The 19,672-nt window shown below is 73.7% G+C and carries 18 protein-coding genes; 13 read left to right on the top strand and 5 right to left on the bottom strand.

The window, feature by feature from the left end:
* Positions 1–4: 4 nt before the first annotated feature.
* A complete protein-coding gene (locus BGP03_RS34885; protein WP_298801056.1) occupies positions 5–1,195 on the bottom strand; it encodes a GAF domain-containing protein in 1,191 nt (396 codons plus the stop codon).
* A 369-nt stretch (positions 1,196–1,564) separates the two neighbouring features.
* The gene (locus BGP03_RS34880) at positions 1,565–3,226 is read right to left on the bottom strand and encodes a DNA repair helicase XPB (RefSeq protein WP_296377581.1); all 1,662 of its coding nucleotides are present in this window, start codon (positions 3,224–3,226) and stop codon (positions 1,565–1,567) included.
* A gap of 452 nt (positions 3,227–3,678) precedes the next feature.
* Here BGP03_RS34880 and BGP03_RS34875 point away from each other — a divergent pair, with 452 nt between their 5' ends.
* The 4 genes from BGP03_RS34875 to BGP03_RS34860 are packed head-to-tail and all read left to right on the top strand — an operon-like array spanning position 3,679 to position 9,074.
* Complete coding sequence (locus BGP03_RS34875) at positions 3,679–7,356, top strand: nitrate- and nitrite sensing domain-containing protein (protein WP_298801058.1); 3,678 nt, start codon at positions 3,679–3,681, stop codon at positions 7,354–7,356.
* Positions 7,353–7,775 carry a roadblock/LC7 domain-containing protein gene (locus BGP03_RS34870; RefSeq protein WP_296377583.1) on the top strand — a complete coding sequence of 141 codons (423 nt, stop codon included), beginning with the start codon at positions 7,353–7,355 and terminating at the stop codon, positions 7,773–7,775. Before BGP03_RS34875 ends, BGP03_RS34870 begins: the two co-directional genes overlap by 4 nt.
* A gap of 59 nt (positions 7,776–7,834) precedes the next feature.
* Positions 7,835–8,494 carry a DUF742 domain-containing protein gene (locus tag BGP03_RS34865; protein ID WP_296377584.1) on the top strand — a complete coding sequence of 220 codons (660 nt, stop codon included), beginning with the start codon at positions 7,835–7,837 and terminating at the stop codon, positions 8,492–8,494.
* Positions 8,475–9,074, top strand: a complete 600-nt coding sequence (locus tag BGP03_RS34860; protein WP_296377585.1) for an ATP/GTP-binding protein — start codon at positions 8,475–8,477, stop codon at positions 9,072–9,074. The genes BGP03_RS34865 and BGP03_RS34860 overlap by 20 nt, the downstream gene beginning before the upstream one ends.
* Here BGP03_RS34860 and BGP03_RS34855 read toward each other — a convergent pair.
* Positions 9,071–11,308: a helicase-associated domain-containing protein gene (locus BGP03_RS34855; RefSeq protein ID WP_296377586.1), complete on the bottom strand. Its 2,238-nt coding sequence runs from the start codon at positions 11,306–11,308 to the stop codon at positions 9,071–9,073. The two genes, BGP03_RS34860 and BGP03_RS34855, sit on opposite strands and share 4 nt — an antisense overlap.
* 95 nt (positions 11,309–11,403) lie before the next feature.
* Between BGP03_RS34855 and BGP03_RS34850 the strand changes: the two genes are divergently transcribed.
* Positions 11,404–11,583, top strand: coding sequence for a hypothetical protein (locus BGP03_RS34850; RefSeq protein ID WP_296377587.1), 180 nt, complete (start codon positions 11,404–11,406; stop codon positions 11,581–11,583).
* Complete coding sequence (locus tag BGP03_RS34845; RefSeq protein ID WP_296377599.1) at positions 11,583–12,176, top strand: NTP transferase domain-containing protein; 594 nt, start codon at positions 11,583–11,585, stop codon at positions 12,174–12,176. Before BGP03_RS34850 ends, BGP03_RS34845 begins: the two co-directional genes overlap by 1 nt.
* Here the strand turns inward: BGP03_RS34845 and BGP03_RS34840 are convergent.
* Complete coding sequence (locus BGP03_RS34840; protein WP_298801059.1) at positions 12,148–12,765, bottom strand: transglycosylase family protein; 618 nt, start codon at positions 12,763–12,765, stop codon at positions 12,148–12,150. The genes BGP03_RS34845 and BGP03_RS34840 overlap by 29 nt on opposite strands.
* Before the next feature lie 362 nt (positions 12,766–13,127).
* Between BGP03_RS34840 and moaC the strand changes: the two genes are divergently transcribed.
* The 3 genes from moaC to BGP03_RS34825 are packed head-to-tail and all read left to right on the top strand — an operon-like array spanning position 13,128 to position 14,535.
* The gene (moaC, locus tag BGP03_RS34835) at positions 13,128–13,634 is read left to right on the top strand and encodes a cyclic pyranopterin monophosphate synthase MoaC (RefSeq protein WP_298801066.1); all 507 of its coding nucleotides are present in this window, start codon (positions 13,128–13,130) and stop codon (positions 13,632–13,634) included.
* Positions 13,631–14,107 (top strand): MogA/MoaB family molybdenum cofactor biosynthesis protein, encoded by a 477-nt coding sequence (locus BGP03_RS34830; protein ID WP_296377589.1) that lies wholly within the window; start codon positions 13,631–13,633, stop codon positions 14,105–14,107. The genes moaC and BGP03_RS34830 overlap by 4 nt, the downstream gene beginning before the upstream one ends.
* On the top strand, positions 14,104–14,535 hold the full coding sequence (locus BGP03_RS34825) for a molybdenum cofactor biosynthesis protein MoaE (RefSeq protein ID WP_296377590.1): 432 nt from the start codon (positions 14,104–14,106) through the stop codon (positions 14,533–14,535). Before BGP03_RS34830 ends, BGP03_RS34825 begins: the two co-directional genes overlap by 4 nt.
* 54 nt (positions 14,536–14,589) lie before the next feature.
* Here BGP03_RS34825 and BGP03_RS34820 read toward each other — a convergent pair whose 3' ends face one another.
* Positions 14,590–15,213 (bottom strand): transglycosylase family protein, encoded by a 624-nt coding sequence (locus BGP03_RS34820; protein WP_298801060.1) that lies wholly within the window; start codon positions 15,211–15,213, stop codon positions 14,590–14,592.
* 505 nt (positions 15,214–15,718) lie between these two features.
* On the opposite strand from BGP03_RS34820, the gene BGP03_RS34815 reads away from it, so the two are divergent.
* The 4 genes from BGP03_RS34815 to BGP03_RS34800 form a co-directional block, all read left to right on the top strand.
* Positions 15,719–16,615 (top strand): MoxR family ATPase, encoded by an 897-nt coding sequence (locus tag BGP03_RS34815; RefSeq protein WP_296377592.1) that lies wholly within the window; start codon positions 15,719–15,721, stop codon positions 16,613–16,615.
* Between the two features lie 3 nt (positions 16,616–16,618).
* A complete protein-coding gene (locus BGP03_RS34810) occupies positions 16,619–17,761 on the top strand; it encodes a VWA domain-containing protein (RefSeq protein ID WP_296377593.1) in 1,143 nt (380 codons plus the stop codon).
* Positions 17,754–18,869, top strand: a complete 1,116-nt coding sequence (locus tag BGP03_RS34805; protein WP_296377594.1) for an XdhC/CoxI family protein — start codon at positions 17,754–17,756, stop codon at positions 18,867–18,869. The genes BGP03_RS34810 and BGP03_RS34805 overlap by 8 nt, the downstream gene beginning before the upstream one ends.
* 225 nt (positions 18,870–19,094) lie before the next feature.
* Positions 19,095–19,672 (top strand): iron-containing alcohol dehydrogenase (locus BGP03_RS34800; RefSeq protein ID WP_299738926.1); only part of this gene is annotated, 578 nt, incomplete at its 3' end.

Genomic DNA, 19,672 nt, shown 5'->3' with positions numbered 1-19,672 from the left:
GGCGTCACCGCACACCCGGCAGGAACATGCGCAGGGTGGTGCCACCGTCGTCGTCGTGGACGAGGCTCACCCGCCCCCCGAGCCGGGCCGCCTTCTCGACGAGCAGCCGGATGCCGAGGCCCGCGCCGTCGGAGGTGCTACCCACCAGGTCGTCCCCGGCGTGGCGGCCGTCGTCGGCGACGGCCACCTGCACCCCGCCGTCGATCTCACCGAGGCTGACCACCACCGCGCAGGCGTCGGCGTGCTTCTCGGCGTTGAGCAACCCCTCGCGCACGGCGCTGACCAGCAGCGTCGTGCGCTCGACGTCGAGCGGCCGGACGTCGCCGAGCTGCACCAGCCGCGCCGTCGTGCCGGTGCGGGCCTCGAAGCTGCGGCAGTGCTCGGCCAGCTCGATCGGCAGGGCCCGCTCCGGGCTGGACTCCGAGAGCGCCAGCAGCGCCTCGCGCAGCGCCAGCGACGCCGCGGACACGTCGGTCTCCAGCCGGCCCAGCCGGGTGCGCAGCAGCGGGTTGTCGGGCACCGTGGTGCGCAGGTCGCGCACCTGGGCCCCGATGGAGAACAGCATCGCCCCCACCGAGTCGTGCAGCGACGCCTGCATGCGCTGCCGCTCGGCCGCCACCGCCGTGTAGCGGCCGGCCTCGGCGCGCTCGGCCAGGCGGATGGCCTGCGCCGCCTCGGCGGCGATGCGCTGCACCGCGTCGACGGCGGCGTCGCCGAACGACCCCGGCCCCCGCAGCGCGGCGTAGGCGACGGCGACGGGACGCGGACCCTCGCCGTCGATGATCGGGACGGCGAGCATCGCGCCCAGCGCCTCGCGCCGCACGGGCAGGTCGAACTGGTGGGTGATGCTCGGCGAGCTGACGTAGTCGGAGACGCGCACGGGCCGGCCCAGCGCCATCACCCGGCCGCCGACGCCCTGGCCCGTGGGGACGACGAGGTCCTGCAGGGCGTCGGTGCGGTTGCCGGCCAGCCACCGGATGACGGCCTGCCCGTCGTCGGACGAACCGGGCCGGTCGACGTCGGCGACGAAACCGGCGTCGGCCCCGGCGGCGTCCCGGATCAGGCGCGCGGCACCGTGCAGGGCGAGGACCCGGTCGAGAACCGAGAGCAGCCCGTCGCGCTCGGCCAGCAGCGTGTTGAGCAGGTGCTCCTGGTCACTGACCTGCTCGCGCGCGGCGCGCTCCGTCGATGCCACAGGCGGACGATCGCACGAAACGGACGCTCCGCGACACCCCGGTTCAGTCCCGGCGCCGTCGGCCCACCGAGTCGGGGCTGGGGGCGGGCACACCCGGCGTCTCCGACGTCTCCGACGGCTCCGCCCCCCGCGGGGTCTGGGCGTCCCGCCTGCGGATCATCCGTCCGATCAGGACGCCGACGACCAGGGCCACGACCAGCCAGGCCGCGACTCCGATGGCGATCCATCCGACCGTTGAGATGGCGACTCCCTGTTCCGACGTAGCACCAGTGTCCACCCGCCGGCATTCAGGTGCATCTCCAGACGCCCATCCGTGGGGGGATCACACCTGTTCAGACCAGGTCACGGGCCGGCGCGAGCGCTGTGTAGTCAGCCGACGTCGGGGATGGCGGGTCCGAGGAGGTCGTCGGCGTCGACGATCCGGTAGGCGTAGCCCTGCTCGGCGAGGAACCGCTGCCGGTGCGCGGCGTAGTCGGTGTCCAACGTGTCCCGCGAGACCACCGAGTAGAAATGCGCCTGCCGGCCGTCGCCCTTGGGCCGCAGCAGCCGGCCCAGCCGCTGCGCCTCCTCCTGCCGGGACCCGAACGTGCCCGACACCTGGATGGCGACGCTGGCCTCGGGGAGGTCGATGGAGAAGTTGGCCACCTTGCTGACCACCAGCACCGGCAGGTCGCCCTGGCGGAACTGCTGGAACAGCTCCTCGCGCTCCTTGTTGCGGGTGGAGCCCTGGATGATCGGCGCGTTCAGCGCCTCCCCGAGCTCGTCGAGCTGGTCCAGGTAGGCGCCGATGACGAGCGTCGGCTCCCCCGGGTGCTTCTTCAGGATCGACGTGACCACGGCGATCTTGGTGTGGGCGGTGGAGGCCATCTTGTAGCGCTCCTCCGCCTCCGCCACGGCGTAGCCGAGCCGCTCGGCCTCGGTGAGCGTGACGCGGACCTCGACGCAGTCGGCGGGCGCGATCCAGCCCTGCTGCTCGATGTCGCGCCACGGGGCGTCGTAGCGCTTGGGGCCGATGAGGGAGAAGACGTCGCCCTCGCGGCCGTCCTCGCGCACGAGCGTGGCGGTGAGCCCGAGGCGGCGGCGCGACTGCAGGTCGGCCGTCATCCGGAACACCGGGGCCGGCAGCAGGTGCACCTCGTCGTAGATCACGAGGCCCCAGTCGCGGGAGTCGAACAGCTCCAGGTGCCGGTACTCGCCCTTGGTCTTGCGCGTGACCACCTGGTAGGTGGCGATCGTGACCGGGCGGATCTCCTTGCGCTCGCCGGAGTACTCGCCGATCTCGTCCTCGGTGAGCGAGGTGCGGGCCACGAGCTCGCGCTTCCACTGCCGCCCGGCCACGGTGTTGGTGACCAGGATCAGCGTGGTGGCCTTGGCCTGCGCCATCGCCGCCGCGCCGACGAGCGTCTTGCCGGCGCCGCACGGGAGCACGACCACGCCCGAGCCGCCGGCCCAGAACCCGTCGACGGCCTGGCGCTGGTAGTCGCGCAGGTTCCAGCCGTCCTCGGCCAGTTCGATGGGGTGGGCCTCGCCGTCGACGTAGCCCGCGAGGTCCTCGGCGGGCCAGCCGATCTTCAGCAGGGCCTGCTTGAGGTGGCCACGCTCGGACGGGTGGACGATCACGGTGTCGTCGTCCACGCGCGCGCCCAGCAGCGGGGCGATCTTCTTCTGCCGGAGCACCTCCTCCAGCACCGCACGGTCCAACGCGACCATGACCAGGCCGTGCACCGGGGAGTTGGTCAGCTGCAGGCGGCCGTAGCGGCCCATCGTGTCGACGACGTCGACGAGCAGCGGCTGCGGCACCGCGTACCGGGAGAAGCGGACCAGCGCGTCGACGACCTGCTCGGCGTCGTGGCCGGCGGCGCGGGCGTTCCACAGCGCGAGCGGCGTGACGCGGTAGGTGTGGACGTGCTCGGGGGCCCGCTCCAGCTCCGCGAACGGCGCGATGGCCATCCGCGCCTCCTGGGCGTCGGCGTGGTCGACCTCGAGCAGCAGCGTCTTGTCGGACTGGACGATCAGGGGACCGTCGGTCATGCCTGTCCTTCTTCCTGCTCTTGTGGCTCCGGACACACGGGCGCAGCCGCCGGAGGGGAGCGCGGTGGATGATCCGCGGTAGTCGACCGGGCACTCTGAGTACCTCGGAAGTGGGTGCGGCGTCGCGCCCGGGCTATACTTCCCCGGCCTCGACCGAGAGCGCACGTGTGCCGCCCCGATCCTATCGGGTCCTCACGGCCACTGCCCGTCCCCAGCGGGTGCGTGTCGCTTCCCGATCGTGGCAAGCCACGCGGGCCGGGACCACCCGACCGGGCCGCTCCCGAACAGAAGGTGCGACGGATCGATCCGATGGTTTCGATGGTGATGCTCCCCTGTTCCCGGCCATCCACCGCCGCTGGAGCGCAGCTCGTCCTGTCAACCCTCGCGGAGGGCTGCCTCGCCGTGCCAGAGTTCGGCGGATCGTCGCCGGCAATCCTCAGGGGGACGTTGACGTGACCAGCATCGAGACCGGGCCCACCTGGTCCGAGCGGTTGAACCCGCGTAACTGGACTCTGGCCTGGAAGCTGGTGATCGTCGGCCTCGTGCCGGCCCTGCTGGCCCTCGCCCTCGGGGTGCTCCGCATCTCCGACCAGGCAGGGGCCGCAGCCCAGCTCGGCCAGGGCAGCGCCCTGCTCGGCGTCCAGTCCCAGGTGGGATCGGCCGCCGACGCACTGCGCCAGGAACGGGACGCGGCCGTCCTCTTCGTCGCGGGCAAGCGCGCGGGCGACCGCAACGCGCTGAGCACCGGGTTCGGCCAGTCCGACTCGGTCACCTCCGGCTCGCTCGCCGCGGCCCGTGGTGCCGGCACGCTCGGGCCCGTCTCCGCGGCGGCGCTCGACCAGGCCACCACCACGGTCGACGGCCTCACGGCCCTGCGCCGCGACGTCACCGACAACCCTGCGGTCGCGGCGCAGCAGGTCCGGGACCGCTACACGCAGGTCATCAGCTCGTTCGACCGGCTGGACGCCGCCCTGCTCGGCCAGGTGAGCACGCCGGACACGGCGGCACTGATCGGTGCGCTGGGCTCGGCCCAGGACGCCAAGGAGCAGCTCGCGCTGCAGCACACCGTCCTCGGGGCCGCGATCCGCGCCACGCAGCTGCAGCTCCCCGGCGACCCGCAGATCGTGGCCGCCACCGACGTCCGGCTCGCCGCGCTCGCGGCCGACTACCAGGCGTCGCTGTCGGCCGAGCAGCTCGCCCGCTTCGGCCCGCTGCTGCCGCCCCAGGCCGAGACGACACGGCAGGCGGTCGCCACGGCGATCGTCAACACGCCGCCCAACCGGCCGATCGTCTCGGCCCCGGCCGATCTGGACAACGCCTACACCACCGAGCTCACCGCCGCGAACGGCGTGGCCGACGGGATCCGGCAGGACGTCGTCGCGGCCGGCAAGGCGGCCGAGGCGAAGGCGAGCAACCTGGCGGGCATCAACTCGGTGATCCTGATGCTGGGCCTGCTCGTCGGCATCACCATCGCGATCCTGGTGGCGCGGAGCCTGATCCGGTCGCTGCGCGTGCTGCGCACCGCGGCCCTCGACGTCGCGGAGCGCAGGCTCCCGCAGGCCGTCGAGAGCATGCGGGCGGGCGAGACGCCCGACGTCACGGTCGACCCGGTGCCGCTCAACAGCCGCGACGAGGTGGGCCAGGTGGCCCGGGCCTTCGACGCGGTCCACGGGCAGGCCGTACGCCTGGCCGCCGACCAGGCCGCGCTGCAGTCCAACGTCAGCGCGATGTTCGTCAACCTCTCGCGCCGCAGCCAGGCCCTCGTCGAGCGCCAGCTGCAGCTCATCGAGCAGCTGGAGAGCAACGAGCAGGACGCCGACCAGCTGTCCAACCTCTTCCAGCTCGACCACCTCGCCACCCGTATGCGCCGCAACAGCGAGAACCTGCTGGTCCTCGCGGGCACCGACCTCGCCAAGCGCAACATCGCGCCCGTGCCGATGGTCGACGTCCTGCGCGCCGCGGTCTCGGAGGTCGAGCAGTACCAGCGCATCGTGGTGCAGGCCCCGCCCACGGCCTCGATCGTCGGCCGCGCCGGGTCCGACCTCGTCCACCTGCTGGCCGAGCTGCTCGACAACGCCACCAACTTCTCCCCGCCCGACTCGCAGGTGGTCATGAGCACCACCCGCACGTCCGACGGGTCGATCATCGTGGAGATCGCCGACCGTGGTGTCGGCATGATCGACCACGAGCTGAGCGACGCCAACCAGCGCCTCGGCGGCCCGTCCAGTGTCGACGTCTCGGCGTCGCGGCGCATGGGCCTGTTCGTGGTCGGTCGCCTGGGCGCCCGGCACGGCATCGGGGTGCGACTCAGCACGTCGGCCGCCGGTGGTCCCGGCGCCGGCCTCACCGCATCGGTCACGGTTCCCGCCTACCTCATCCCGGCCAGCGAGCCGGTCGAGTCCGGCCGCCCGATCGGCATCCCGCAGCCCGCGGGCGTCCCGGCCCAGGGCGGGCGCGGGGGCGACGTGCCTCCGCAGCGCGCCAACGGCGCCGGTCGTCCCGGCTCCCTGTCGGCGCTGGTCGCGGGCACCGACGGCCCGGCCAACCCGGCCGGGGTCTTCGACAGCACGGAGGGCCCGCTGTTCGGCACGGGCGCCCCCAACGGCGCCAACGGCGCCGGCCACACCGGCGGGAGCACCGCGCTGCCGAGCAGGCGTCCCGGTTCCTCGCTGCGTCCCGAGGGCCCCCCGCCCGAGCTGCCCGCGTCCGGTTCGTCGGACGGCCCGGACGGCGCCGACGACGACGCCGTGGCCGCGAAGCAAGCCGCCGACCAGCGGCGCGCCCGCGAGGTCGCCGAGCAGGCCCGCCGCGACCAGGAGGCGGCGGCGGAGCGCGAGCGGATGGCCGCCGCGGCGGAGCAGGACCCCGTCGACGACGCCGACCTGGACGACGACCACGACGCCCACCTCGGCAACGGCAACGGCACGCGCTCCAACGGGGTGCACCCGCAGGCCTTCCTGGCCCCGGCCCCGTTCGCGGGCCGTCCGGTCGCCGGCGCCCAGGACCACGAGTCGGACGACCAGGACCCCACACCGGGCGAGAGCGACGAGCGGTCGGATCCCACCGACGAGCGGAGCCCGCTGGACGGGCAGCGCGCCGACCTCCAGCACCGCAGTGACCGGGCCGGGCCTCCCGCTCCGCCCGTCGCCCGTCCACCGGTCGTCTCGCCCCCGACCACGCCGATGCCGGTGGTGCGTCAGGGCACGGCCCCGCAGCCGGCGCCCCAGCCCGCCCCGGCACCCCAGCCCGCGCCCGCCCCGCAGCCTGCCGCCACCGAGCCACCCCGCCCGGCCCCGCAGGCTCCGGCCCCGCAGGCTCCCCCGGCCCCCCAGCCGGTCGCCCAGGCACCTGCGGGCTTCCCCGCCCGGCGCCCGGACGAGCTGTTCGCACCGAGCGTGCCGAACATCGCCGAGCCCGGACGTGCGGCCGCCGAGGTCCAGGCGGGCTTCGAGCGCGGCGAGACCACGCCGATCTTCGAGGAGATCGCCTCGGCGTGGTTCCGGTCGAACCGGCCGGTCCCCGTCACGTGGGAGACCGAGGACGCCGAGTCGACGCCCGAGGCGCAGGCCCGGCCGGCTCCGGCCCCGGCGCCCGCTCCGACGGCACCGCCCCTGGCTCCGCGACCCGACGTCCGGCCGCCGTCGGCGGTCGAGCCGCCGCGCATGCCGCAGCGGCCGCCGGCCCCGGCGCCGCGACCGGTGGCCCGGCCCACCCCGGCCCCCGTCCAGGCGGGGCGCGTCGAGCCCGTCGCGGAGCCCCGGCCCGTCGCCGAGCCGGCCCCTGTCCGGGCCGGCGCGGCCGACGCCGGGGTGGCCGGGGCAGCGGCGTTCGCCGGCGCGGCCGACGAGGGCTGGCGGGCGGCGAACGGGATCGAGTCCGACCGCCCCGACGAGCTCACCTCGGCGGGCCTGCCCAAGCGGCGGCCCCGGGCCCGGCTGGTGCCCGGCAGCGCCGGATCCGCCGTGCTGTCCCCGCCCGTCGCGGCCTCCCGCAGCGCCGAGACGATCCGCGGCCGTCTCGCCAGCTACCAGCAGGGTGTCCGCCAGGGACGCGAGACCATGGCCCGGGGCGAGGCCGGAACCGCCACCGACACCGACGACACCAGCACGAACCACGAGGAGAAGTCATGACCGCACCGCAGAACCAGCCGAGTCGCTTCGGCTGGCTGGTCACGAACTTCGCGGAGCGGGTGCCCGGTGTCGCCCACGCGATCGTGGTCTCGGCCGACGGCCTGCTGCTCACCAGCTCCGACCGGCTCCCCCGCGACCGCGCCGACCAGCTCGCCGCCGTCGCGTCGGGGCTGATCAGCCTCACCCAGGGCGCGGCCCGCTGCTTCGACGCGGGCGGCGTGGTGCAGACCGTCGTGGAGATGGACCGCGGCATCGTGCTCCTGATGTCGATCAGCGACGGTTCGTGCCTCTCCGTGCTGGCGTCACCGAGCTGTGACATCGGCCTGATCGGATACGAGATGACGCTGCTGGTCGACCGGGTCGGCCAGCTGCTCACCCCGGAGCTCCGCGCGGAGCTGCAGGGCTCGTTCGGCCCCTGATCCACCCGCTTCACCGAGGCACGCCCCCCACGACGGTAAGAGAAGGCAGGTGATGTCCGATGACCTCCGGTCCCGACGACGAGCGCCGGCAACCCTCGGAGCCGACTTTCGCCGACGTGATGAACGGCTTCAGCTTCGACGCCGGGCGTTCGCCGCGCCGACGTCGGTGGGGACGCCGCCGTGACGAGGGCGATCCGACCCCGGGTTCGGAGCAGGCCCGCTCCGAGCCCGTGTCACCGCCGACGTCCAGCCCGATGCCGAACGACGAGATGTACGGATACGTGACGCCGCCGCAGCCGCGGTCGTCGGTTCCGCACCCGCAGACCACCGGTCCCATCGACATGCGCGTCGTCGAGCCCGAGCAGCTCGGCAACGGGGTCGGGGCCTCCGCGGTGCGGCCCTACACGTGGACGCGCGGACGAACCAAGTCCGGCCTGGAGCTGGCGATCGAGACGCTCGTCTCCACCAGCCAGCGCGGCCGGGACCAGATGGGCATGTTGCAGGTCGAACACCGTGCCGTCGCGGAGCTGTGCGAGCAGACCCGTTCGGTCGCCGAGGTCGCGGCGCTCATGTCGCTGCCGCTGGGCGTCGCCCGGGTCCTGCTCGGCGACATGGCCGGGCTCGGCGTGGTGACCGTGCACCAGACCGCGAGCAGCGCCGGCAACGCGCCGGACCTCGCCCTGATGGAAAGGGTGTTGAGTGGACTCCGTCGGCTCTAGGCCTCATGCGATCGCCACCGCGGCGACGATCTCGGCCAAGATCGTGGTGGCCGGGGGGTTCGGTGTCGGGAAGACGACGTTCGTCGGCTCGGTCTCCGAGATCGTCCCGTTGACCACCGAGGCCGTCATGACCGAGGCCAGCGCGGGGCACGACGACCTGTCGGCCACGCCGAACAAGACCACCACCACGGTGGCCATGGACTTCGGTCGTCTCTCCCTGGACTCCGAGCTGATCCTGTACCTGTTCGGCACGCCCGGGCAGCACCGGTTCTGGTTCATGTGGGACGACCTGGTGCGCGGGGCGATCGGCGCCGTGGTGCTGGTCGACACGCGCCGGCTCGCCGACTCGTTCGCCGCCATCGACTTCTTCGAGGACCGCGGGCTGCCCTACGTCGTCGGGCTCAACTGCTTCGACGGCCTGCTGCAGCACCGCGTGGAGGACGTCCGCGAGGCCATGTCCATCGATCCGACCGTGCCGATCGTCAGCTGTGACGCCCGCAACCGTGCGTCCACCAAGCAGACGCTGATCGCGCTGGTGGAGCACGCCATGCACCACCGGATGACGGCCGGGGCCCGCTAGCGCCGGTCCCGGCCCTCCACCAGCGCGATGCTGGTGATCCGGTGCAGGGGCACGCGGTGGAGCGCACCGTCGGCCCCGTCGCGGCCCTCCACCACGCCGGCCCCGACGCTGGTGGGCTCGAGCACGCGCTCTCCCTGCCGGCCGTGGCTGTCCACGAACCCGATCCAGACGCTGCGCCGGGCGGCGACGGCGTCGCGGAGCAGGTCGAGGGTGGAGCCGTTGGCGAAGGCGGCAGCGCTGCGGCGCACGCCGGCGAGCGTGTCGCCCGAGCGCATCCGGGCCACGAGCTTCGCGAGCTGGTCGGCGTCGGGCTCCGGCGGGGCGCCCACCCGCTCGCTGCCGCGGAACCGCGGCGCGGTGCGGCGGCCGCGGTCCGACAGGTCGAGCACGGCGCCCCCGGTGTCCTCCGCGGCCGGCGTGAACCCGGCGGCGCGCAACCCGTCGAGCAGCTCCACCAGCGGCAGCGGGCTGACCACCACGGTGGGCGCGATGCGGCGCAGCTCCAGGCCGATCGCGTCGGGGTGGGCGAGGACCTCCGCGATCAGCACATCGTCGTCGGAGCGCAGGAACGACGACGCCACGCCGCCGCGCAACCGGCCGTGGCGGCGCGCGACGTCGTCGACGAGATAGGTCAGCCCCTGCGGCACCGGCGTGGCCGACCGCTTCGCGAGCAGCTCGTGCAGGTCGGCGGCGCTGCGCCCGGAATCCAGGGCACGCCGGACGGTGGCCTCGGTGAACCGGTAGACGGTGGCCCCACCGGCCGACTCGACCTCCGCCATCAGGTCCAGCTCGCGGGCCAGCTCGGGCTCCAGCGGGCCGGGGGCGACGGCGGTGAGGTCGGCCTGCAGCAGCACGTGGTCGACGGGGGCGGGCAGCGTGGCGCGCAGCGCCGTGACGATCCCGTCCTGGTCCTCGAGCAGGGCGCGGCCGGGCGTGGAGATCGCGTCGAGGGCGACGACGCCGAGCGTGGTGGCCTCGGCGAGCGCCCAGCCGACGACCTCGTCGCGCAGCCGGCCCCCGCGGCGCGGGGCGCGCCAGGCGAGCACGTCGGCCAGCGCGGTGGCCGAGCCGACGGCCGTGCCCGGGCCGAGCTCGGCGAGGCCCCCGAGCACCCGGCGGCGGTCGCGCGGGGCCAGCGGGCGGCGCACCGCGTCGGACAGGGCGTTGATCGGCTTGCCGGCGTCGTCCTTGCGGCCCACCAACCCCGGCAACCGCGGCAGGTCGAGCCACGTGCGCGCGAGCAGCGACCAGCGCAGCTCGGGCCCGCCGACCGCCCAGACGTCGGCCTGGGTGGTGGGCACCCAGTCGGGCCCGATGCCGTCGCTCGGGCCGACCAGGTCCGCGGCCACGGCGAGCTCGACGAGCAGGGCCGCGGTGGTCTCGTCGACGTCCATCTCCTTGGCCGCGCGACGCAGCTCCCGCACGCCCACCCCGCCCGAGCGCAGCACCGGGGGCGGGGTGCGCCCCCAGAACGCGATGAGCAGCTCCACCTGGCGCAGCACGCCGAGGGCGGCGCCACCGGCGGTGCGGTCGACGACGTCGGCGCCGCGGTCGCGGACCGCGAGGTCGGGTGAGGTGAGCGTGAGCGTGCCCATCGGGCGCTTCCCGCGCAGGGCGATGCCCACCTGGCGGGGCAGCTCGACGGTCTCCGGGTCGACGCGCAGCAGCAGGCCCTTGGCCAGCAGCCGCCCGACCGGGCTCTGCGGGGCGGAGCCGCCCCGGCTGCGGCCGATCGGCGGGCCTGCGGCGAGGGCGTCGAGCACGCGCCGCTCGTCGGGTTCGACGGCGGCGAGCAGCTCCGGCAGCTCCGACGAGCCGGCCGGCCCGGTGGCGAGGCGGCCGAGCCCCCCGGGGAAGCGCGGCACGATCTCCCGTGCGGCCGGCACGAGCGCGAGCTCGGGATCGGACCCCCAGACCAGCGCTCGCTCCCTGAGAGCGCTCAGCGAGGCTCTCAGGGCCGCTGCGGGCATGTCGGGACCCAGCAGCCGAGCCACCTCGGCCCGCGGGACGGGCGCGCTGTCGGCGTCGGCGAGGACGAGGGCCTCCAGGACCGCCAGTGCGACGGTGTCGAGATCGTCACAAGCACGGTGCACCGAGGCGCGGATGCCGGCGCGCGTGGCGAGCACCGTCAGGTCGGCGGGCGGGGGCACGGCCAGGTCGGGGCGCAGCCGCAGGAGAGTGGCGAGCGTCCCGTCGTCCTGGGCGCGCAGCCAGTCGACCAGCGAGGTGGGCATCGGCTCCAGGGTAGTCGCCGCCGCGATGGCGACGCCTGGCGCGCCGTACGGAATACTCGGAGGTAAGGACTTTTCCACCCCGCAAGGAGGACACCGTGGCCAAGGCAGCGCCCGAGGGCCGTATCGACCCGACGTGGCCCGACCTGCCCGACGGCGAGCACCCGGTCTCGGAGCTCGCTGCGCCGGTGCAGGGCTCGCTCTCGCCGTTCGGCGACCTGGAGTTCCCGCTGGAAGAGGTGCCCTACGTGCACCCCGTCACGATCATCAACAAGTAATCGCCCCCACCGGGCTGCTGCTCGCGGGCGGCGCGGGGCGGCGCATGGGCGGCCCCAAGGCCCTCGTCGAGCTCGACGGCGAGCCGCTCGTGCGCCGTACGCTGCGCGTGCTCGCCGACGGCGGCTGCGCGCCGCTCGTGGTGGTCGTCGGCGCCGCGGCGGCCGACGTACGGGCCGTCCTGCCGCCCGGCGTCACCGTCGTCGAGGCCCTCGACTGGGCCGAGGGCATGGGCGCGTCGCTGCGCGCGGGCCTGTCCGCCCTCAGCGGGGTGGACACGCCCGCGGCGCTCGTGCACCTCGTCGACCTGCCCGGCGTCACGGCTGCGGCGGTCGCCCGGCTCGGGGCCGGCGCAGCCCCCGACGACCTGCGCCGTGCTTCCTACGACGGGCGACCGGCGCACCCCGTCCTCATCGGACGGTCTCACTGGACGGCCGTGGCCGCCTCGGCGTCGGGCGACGCCGGGGCCCGCGGTTATCTCGCTGGCCACCCGGCGCTGGAGCTGGTGGAGTGCGGTGACGTCGCCGATCCCGACGACGTCGACACCCCGGAGGCGCTGGCGAGGTTCAGAGCGTCAGCATCTGACCCGGGGTGATCACGTTCGGGTTCCCGGCGAGGGCCGGGTTCTTCGCGACGATGGCCTTCCAGCCCCCCGCCACCCTGTTGGCCGCGGCGATGGAGCCGAGGGTGTCGCCGCTCTTGACCTTGTAGCTGCCGGTCGTGGCCTTCGCGGGGGCCTTCGTCGGGGCGCTGAGCCGGACGGTGTCCGAGGGCACGCCACGATCGGTGGAGCCGCCGCTGGCGCCGACCTTCTTCGAGCAGGACGGCCAGGCGTTCCAGCCCTGCTTGGCCAGTACCTTCTCGGCGACGGCGATCTGCTGGGCACGCGTGGCCTGGTGGGCGGCCGGGGCGTACACGGTGCCGCCGAAGGCCCGCCAGGTACTGGGGGTGAACTGCAGGCCACCCTGGAAGCCGTTGCCGGTGTTGATGTCCCACCGGCCACCGCTCTCGCACTGGGCGAGCTTGTCCCAGGTGGTGTCGGTGGCGGCGTTCGCGGCCGGGACCATGGTGACCAGCGGGGCGCCGGCCACGGCGCCGGCAAGGGCGGTGCGGGCGATGACCCGACCGGTGTTGCTGGGGGCGCGATGACGACCGCGATAACGGGTCCTGGGGCAGCGAGCCATGGGACATCTCCGGACGCTGCGCGCGGATCCGCCTGGGGAGTGGCGTTCCGGCGGGCTGGGGACCGCCGGGTGATCCGTTCCTGTCCCACGCTGGGGTTCGTGAGGCGACTGGGGTTCCGGAACCACCGGACAGGGGAGCGCTGCGGTTCCAGGGTCCACCGGGACCTGGGGGGTCCTGGTGGGCCGTGAGGCACGCTACGTACGGTTCCGGGAAGCGCAAGTCCGACGCGCCGAGAGTGCCACCTCCCGATCGTGTGGTCCGAACGGCCTAATCGGGGGGCTTCAGGGCAGTTCACAGCACCGAAACACGACGTCCGCATCCACTGAGGACGGGTTGCGTACGTGTGACGCAGCTCACTCTGATGTGCTCACCCCGTAGGCTCGCAACGGTGGAGCTCACACACGTCGACGCCACCGGGGCCGCCCGCATGGTGGACGTCACGGACAAGAACGTCTCGGCCCGCACCGCGGTGGCCACCGGCACGCTGCGCACCACCGCGGAGGTGGTCGAGCTGCTCAAACGCGACGGCCTGCCCAAGGGCGACGCGCTGGCCACCGCCCGCATCGCCGGGATCATGGCGGCCAAGCGCACCCCGGACCTCATCCCCCTGTGCCATCCGATCGCGTTGTCGGGGGTGACGGTCGACCTCGAGACCGACGTCGACCGCGTGCACATCCGGGCCACGGTCCGCACCACCGACCGCACGGGCGTCGAGATGGAGGCCCTCACCGCCGTCGCGGTGGCCGGGCTGGCCCTGCACGACATGGTCAAGGCCGTCGACCCCGCCGCGGTGATGGACGGCGTGCGCGTCGAGCGCAAGGACGGCGGGAAGACCGGGTCCTGGACCCGTCCGGAGGGAAGGGAATGACGAGGACCGCGCGCGTCGTCACCGCCTCCAACCGCGCCGCTGCCGGGGTGTACGCCGACCGGGGCGGGCCGCTGATCGTCGAGTGGCTGCGCGAGCGCGGCTTCGACGTACCCGACCCCGTCGTCGTCCCCGACGGCGAGCCCGTCGGGGAGGCTCTGCGGACGGCCGTGGCCGACGGCGTCGACGTCGTCATCACCACGGGCGGCACCGGCATCTCCCCCACCGACGCGACACCCGAGGTGACCCGTGCGGTGCTGGACTACGAGGTGCCCGGCCTGGCGGACGCGATCCGCGCGGTCGGTGCGCCGACGGTGCCGACGGCCGTGCTGTCGCGGGGGCTGGCCGGCGTCGCGGGCCGCACGCTGGTCGTCAACCTCCCCGGATCGACAGGGGGAGTTCGGGACGGACTGTCGGTGCTGGCCGAAGTCCTGGATCATGCCGTGGACCAGCTACGTGGAGGCGATCACCGATGACCGGTGCAGTGGTTCTCAGGGCCGCGGTCGGGGAGGACGTGCTCGACGTCGCCGAGCACGCCGCGCTCGTGGAACAGGCCGCGGCCGGCGCCGTCGTGACCTTCGCGGGGGTGGTGCGCGACCACGACGGTGGCCGTTCGGTGCTGGGCCTGGAGTACAGCGCCCACCCGACCGCCGCGACGATCGTGGCCGAGGTGGCCGCCGACGTCGCGGCCCGGGCGCAGGGCGTGCGGGCCGTCGCGGTGAGCCACCGGGTCGGGAAGCTCGCGATCGGCGACGTCGCACTCGCGTGCGCCGTGGCCGCCGATCACCGCCGGGAGGCGTTCGCGACCTGCTCGGAGCTGGTCGAGGAGATCAAGAAGTTGCTTCCGGTCTGGAAGCACCAGTCGTTCGCCGACGGTGACGACGAGTGGGTCAACAGCGCCTGAAACACCCCGGTCGCGGTCACCGCCACTGGGGTGGGGCGACCGCGACCGGTGAGATCACCGCAGGTCGAGCTGCTGACCGACCTGGATCACGTTCGGGTCCTTCAGCACATCGGTGTTGCGGTCCCAGATGGTCTTCCACCCGCCGGCGATCTTCTGGTCCGCCGCGATCTTGCTCAGCGAGTCGCCCGCGACGACGGTGTAGTCGGCGCCGTTCTTGACCACCGGGGCGGCCGGGGCTGCCGGAGCAGCCGGAGCAGCCTTCGGAGCGGGAGCGGCCTTCGGGGCCGGCGCGGAGGCGCGCACGACCGTGCTCGGCGAGGAGGCGTAACCGGTGGCACCGGCCTTCTTCGAGCAGACGGGCCACGCGCCCCAGCCCTGGGCCGCGAGCACGCGCTCGGCCACGGCGATCTGCTGGGCCTTGCTGGCGCTGGACGCCGAGCCGACGCCACCGAATGCCTTCCAGGTACTGGCGCTGAACTGCAGGCCACCGTAGTAGCCGTTACCGGTGTTGATGTTCCAGTTACCACCGCTCTCGCACTGGGCAACGGCGTCCCAGACGGAGACGGGAGCAGCGTTGGCCGTGCCGGCGACGGCGAGCGGGGTACCGACGACAACGGCACCGGCGACGATCAGACGAACGAGACTTCGGCCCGAGCTGAGTGCAGGTCGAGAAGTCATTCTGGGGTTTCTCCTATCGCAGCCGTCGGGGAGAACCTGCTCGTCAGCGGGCTGGGTGTGCCCTGACGTGCGGTCCCGGTCCGTGTTCCTCGACCGTGGGGCGGTCGGGGAAATTGCGACCCCGGCCCTGACCCGTCTTTCCATCTCGACGGACCGGAAACCGCGGGTCAGGGCCTGGTGCGACGGTTCCGGATGCATTCTCGGCCGTCCCTCTCGAGGCGACCGGCCGTCGACGCTACGAGGCGGTGCCGGGAAAACGTCAAACTTCTGATGCGTGACCATCGTCACGGTAACGAACACATTAACGGGACGATACCCAGGTACCCCCAGGTCACGGGCATGAGATCACGGCTTGATCACGGTTTTTCCAATAGAACCAAACTGGAAGTATTACCGAATCCATCACACCGAATAGTCGACGCTGAGTAACAGCCCGATCACGTCGTGGTGGAGGCCCGGACACCCGCAGTGGCTGACCGACCCCCTGGTCAGTCATGCTGGGGGGGTGAACGATCGCTTACCGGCCCCTTCGGACTCGCCGACAGCGCTGGCTGCCGCCCTGCGCTCCACCGGCTACCTCGCCGACGACGGGCTCGCCACGGCGACGTTCCTCGCCATGCGGATGAACCGACCCCTGTTCTGCGAGGGCGAACCCGGCACCGGGAAGACCGCACTCGCGCAGGCCCTCGCCGAGATCACCGGCGCCGAGCTGATCCGGCTGCAGTGCCACGACGGCATCGACGCCTCCCAGGCGCTCTACGACTGGGACTTCCCGCGCCAGCTGCTGCACCTGCGCGCGCTGGAGACCGCGGCCGGCGCCGACAAGCTCGACGTCGACGCCGTCGAGTCCTCGCTCTACGACAAGAAGTTCCTGCTGCAGCGCCCGATCCTGCGTGCACTGCAGACCACTCCGAGCGTGCTGCTGATCGACGAGGTCGACCGCGCCGACGACGAGTTCGAGGCGTTCCTGCTCGAGGTGCTCACCGAGTACGCCGTCACCATCCCCGAGGTCGGTGAGGTCCGGGCCACCACGCCGCCACTGGTCGTGCTCACGTCCAACCGCACCCGCGAGGTCCACGACGCCCTCAAGCGCCGCTGCCTCTACCTCTGGCTCGACCACCCCGACCTCCAGCGTGAGATCGAGATCCTGCACTCGCGGCTGCCCGGCATCCCCGAGCGGCTCGCCGCCCAGGTCGCGGGTGCGGTCCGCGCGCTGCGCCAGGCCGATCTCCTCAAGCCTCCCGGCGTCGCGGAGACCATCGACTGGGCCCGCGCCCTGCAGCTCGTCGGCGCCCGGCACCTCGACGTCGACAGCGCCGCGGCCACCCTCGGCGCCGTCCTCAAGTACCGCGAGGACGCCGACCGCGTCCGCAAGCAGCTCGACACGCTGCTCGCGTCCTGAGCCGTGACCACCACCGAGATCCCGGACACCGACGACCCCGTCGAGGGCCTCGTCGGCTTCACCGTCGTGCTGCGCAACGCCGGGCTCTCGATCACCACCGACCGCGTCGCGACGTTCCTCGGCGCACTCGACACGCTCGACGTCACCAGCCGGATGCAGACCTACTGGGCCGGCCGACTCACGCTCTGCTCCGACCCCGACGACCTGCCGCGCTACGACCAGGCCTTCGACGCCTGGTTCACGCCGCCGCGCGGTGGCGGCCGCACCCGCATCGTCGACGAGCGCAAGCCCCCGCCGCCCCGACTGGCCGCGCTGACGCCGTCCCAGTCGCAGGAGTCCGAGGACGGCGACGACGACCGCGAGACGCCGCAGGTGCACGCGCGGGCCAGCGGCAGCGAGGTGCTGCGCAACCGCGATCTCGCCGAGCTCACCCCCGGCGAGCGCGAGCACCTGCGCCGGCTGCTGGCGCTGCTGCGGCCCGAGCCGCCCACCCGGCCGTCGCGGCGCCTGCGCCCGTCGCGGCACGGGCCGGCCGACCCGGGCCGGACGCTGCGCGCCGCCCTGCACAACGGCGGCGAGGTGCGGGACATGCTGCACCGCGACCACTCGCGGCGGCCCCGCAAGATCGTGCTGCTCGTCGACATCTCCGGGTCGATGGAGCCCTACGCCGACGCGCTGCTGCGCTTCGCGCACGTCGTCGTCCGCCGGTCGCCGAACGCGGTGGAGGCGTTCACGCTCGGCACGCGACTCACCCGCATCACGCGTGAGCTGCGGATGCGCGACGCCGACCGCGCGCTGGCGGCCGCGGGCAAGGCCATCCCGGACTGGTCGGGCGGCACCCGCCTCGGCGAGGTGGTGCAGGCGTTCGTCGACCGGTGGGGGCAGCGCGGCGCCGCCCGCCGCGCGGTGGTCGTCGTGTTCTCCGACGGCTGGGAGCGCGGCGAGACCGACCTGCTCGGCGTGCAGATGCAGCGGCTGTCCCGGCTGGCCCACAAGGTGGTCTGGGTCAACCCGCACGCGGGAAAGGACGGCTACGCCCCGGTGCAGGGTGGAATAGTTGCGGCCCTGCCGTACTTGGACCAACTGCTGGCCGGGCACAGTCTGGCCACCCTGGAAGAGCTTCTCGAGGTGATCCGCAATGCGTGACGTCATGGACCGGCTCGAGGGCTGGTGGAAGAACGGGGAGACCGCGGCGCTCGCCACGGTCGTCGGCACCTACAGCTCGGCCCCCCGCCAGCCCGGCGCGTCGATGCTCATCGGGCCCGACGGAGAGGCTGTCGGCAGCGTGTCCGGCGGCTGCGTCGAGGGCGCGGTGTACGAGCTCGGGCAGCAGGTGCTGGGCGACGGCCGTCCGGTGTTCCAGCGCTACGGCGTGTCCGACGAGGACGCCTTCACCGTCGGCCTGACCTGCGGCGGCATCATCGACATCTTCGTGGAGAAGGTCGGCCCCGGTACCTACGACCAGCTCGGCTCGGTGGCCCAGGCCATCCGCGACGAGACGCCCGTCGCCGTCGCCACGGTGGTGGGCGGGCCGTCGGAGAAGCTCGGCAGGCGGCTGATCGTGTGGGCCGACCGCGTCGACGGCAGCACCGGCTCGTCCCGCCTCGACGACGCCGTCCGCGACGACGCCCGCGGCCTGCTCGACGCCGGGCGCAACGCGATCCTGCACTACGGCGTCGACGGCCAGCGCCGCGGCGAGGGCCTCGACGTGTTCGTCGAGTCGTTCGCGCCGCCGCCCCGCATGATCGTGTTCGGGGCCATCGACTTCGCCGCCGCCGTCGCGCGGATGGGCACGTTCCTCGGCTTCCGCGTCACGGTCTGCGACGCGCGCCCGGTCTTCGCCACCGCCACCCGGTTCCCCGGGGCCAACGAGGTGGTCGTCGAGTGGCCGCACCGCTACCTCGCCGCCGAGGCCGAGGCCGGCCGCATCGACAAGCGCACCGCGCTGTGCGTACTCACCCACGACCCGAAGTTCGACGTGCCGCTGCTCGAGGTGGCCCTGCGGCTGCCCGAGGTGGGCTACATCGGGGCCATGGGGTCGCGGCGCACCCACGACGACCGGCTGGAGCGGCTCCGCGAGCGCGGCATCACCGAGGCCGAGATCGCCCGCATGTCGAGCCCGATCGGGCTCGACCTCGGCGCCCGCACCCCGGAGGAGACGGCCGTGTCGATCGCGGCCGAGATGATCGCCCAGCACTGGGGCGGCGACGGCACCCGCCTCGCGCACCGCGCGGGCCCCATCCACGCGAGCTGACGGGCCCGTCATCTCGCCGACCAACACCACGGCACCGGTACCGGCCGCGCCATCGGTCGGGGGGTACCGGTCTGCCTGCCCGATGGGACAGGGCCACCTCCCGTCACGGGGCAGGGTCCGGTTGCGCCCATCCGTGGCTAGCGTCGGTCCGTGACCTGCCCCAGACCCGCCGACCGGACGAGAAGGGCCGTCCCGGCGGCGGGTCGGCGCACCCGATCGGATGCAGTGCGCACCGTTCGCACCTGCCCGGCCACCTCCCGCTCTTGTAGCCTGGGTCACGTCGTCGCCCGGGACACCTCGGCTGCGGCAGCGGACGATGTGGTGCGGGAGGGCAGTGTGGTCCTCGTCGATGAAGCTCGAAGGGCCGGTGATTCGGTCCTGCTAGCGCGGCGCAGTCCGGATGATCAACAGCGAACGGTCGGGGGCGACACCGGCTCGCTGCGGCTATCGAAGTTCCACGCCCCGGAGATCGTGTTCGGGCCCAACTCCCTCGCCGAGGCCGCCCATGCCGCGGTCCGGCTCGGCGCGCGTCGCCCCTTCGTCGTCACCGACCCCGGGCTCACCGAGGCGGGCTGGCCGTCGGAGCTGCTCGACCAGCTCCGCGAGGCCGGCCTCTCGCCGGTCGTGTGGACCGACGTCACGCCCAACCCGAAGGACCACGAGATCGAAGCGGGCCACGAGCGCTACGTCGAAGCCGGCTGCGACGTGGTGCTCGGCATCGGCGGCGGCTCGGTCATCGACGCCGCGAAAGGCATCGCCCTGCTCGCGGCCAACGGCGGGCGCATCCTCGACTACGAGGGCAT

Origin of the sequence: Pseudonocardia sp. 73-21 (genome assembly GCF_001899645.1) — a bacterium.
Classification (GTDB): domain Bacteria; phylum Actinomycetota; class Actinomycetes; order Mycobacteriales; family Pseudonocardiaceae; genus Pseudonocardia.
The sequence above is the reverse complement of the archived record's forward strand: the minus strand, read 5'-3'. Positions and strand labels throughout refer to the sequence as shown.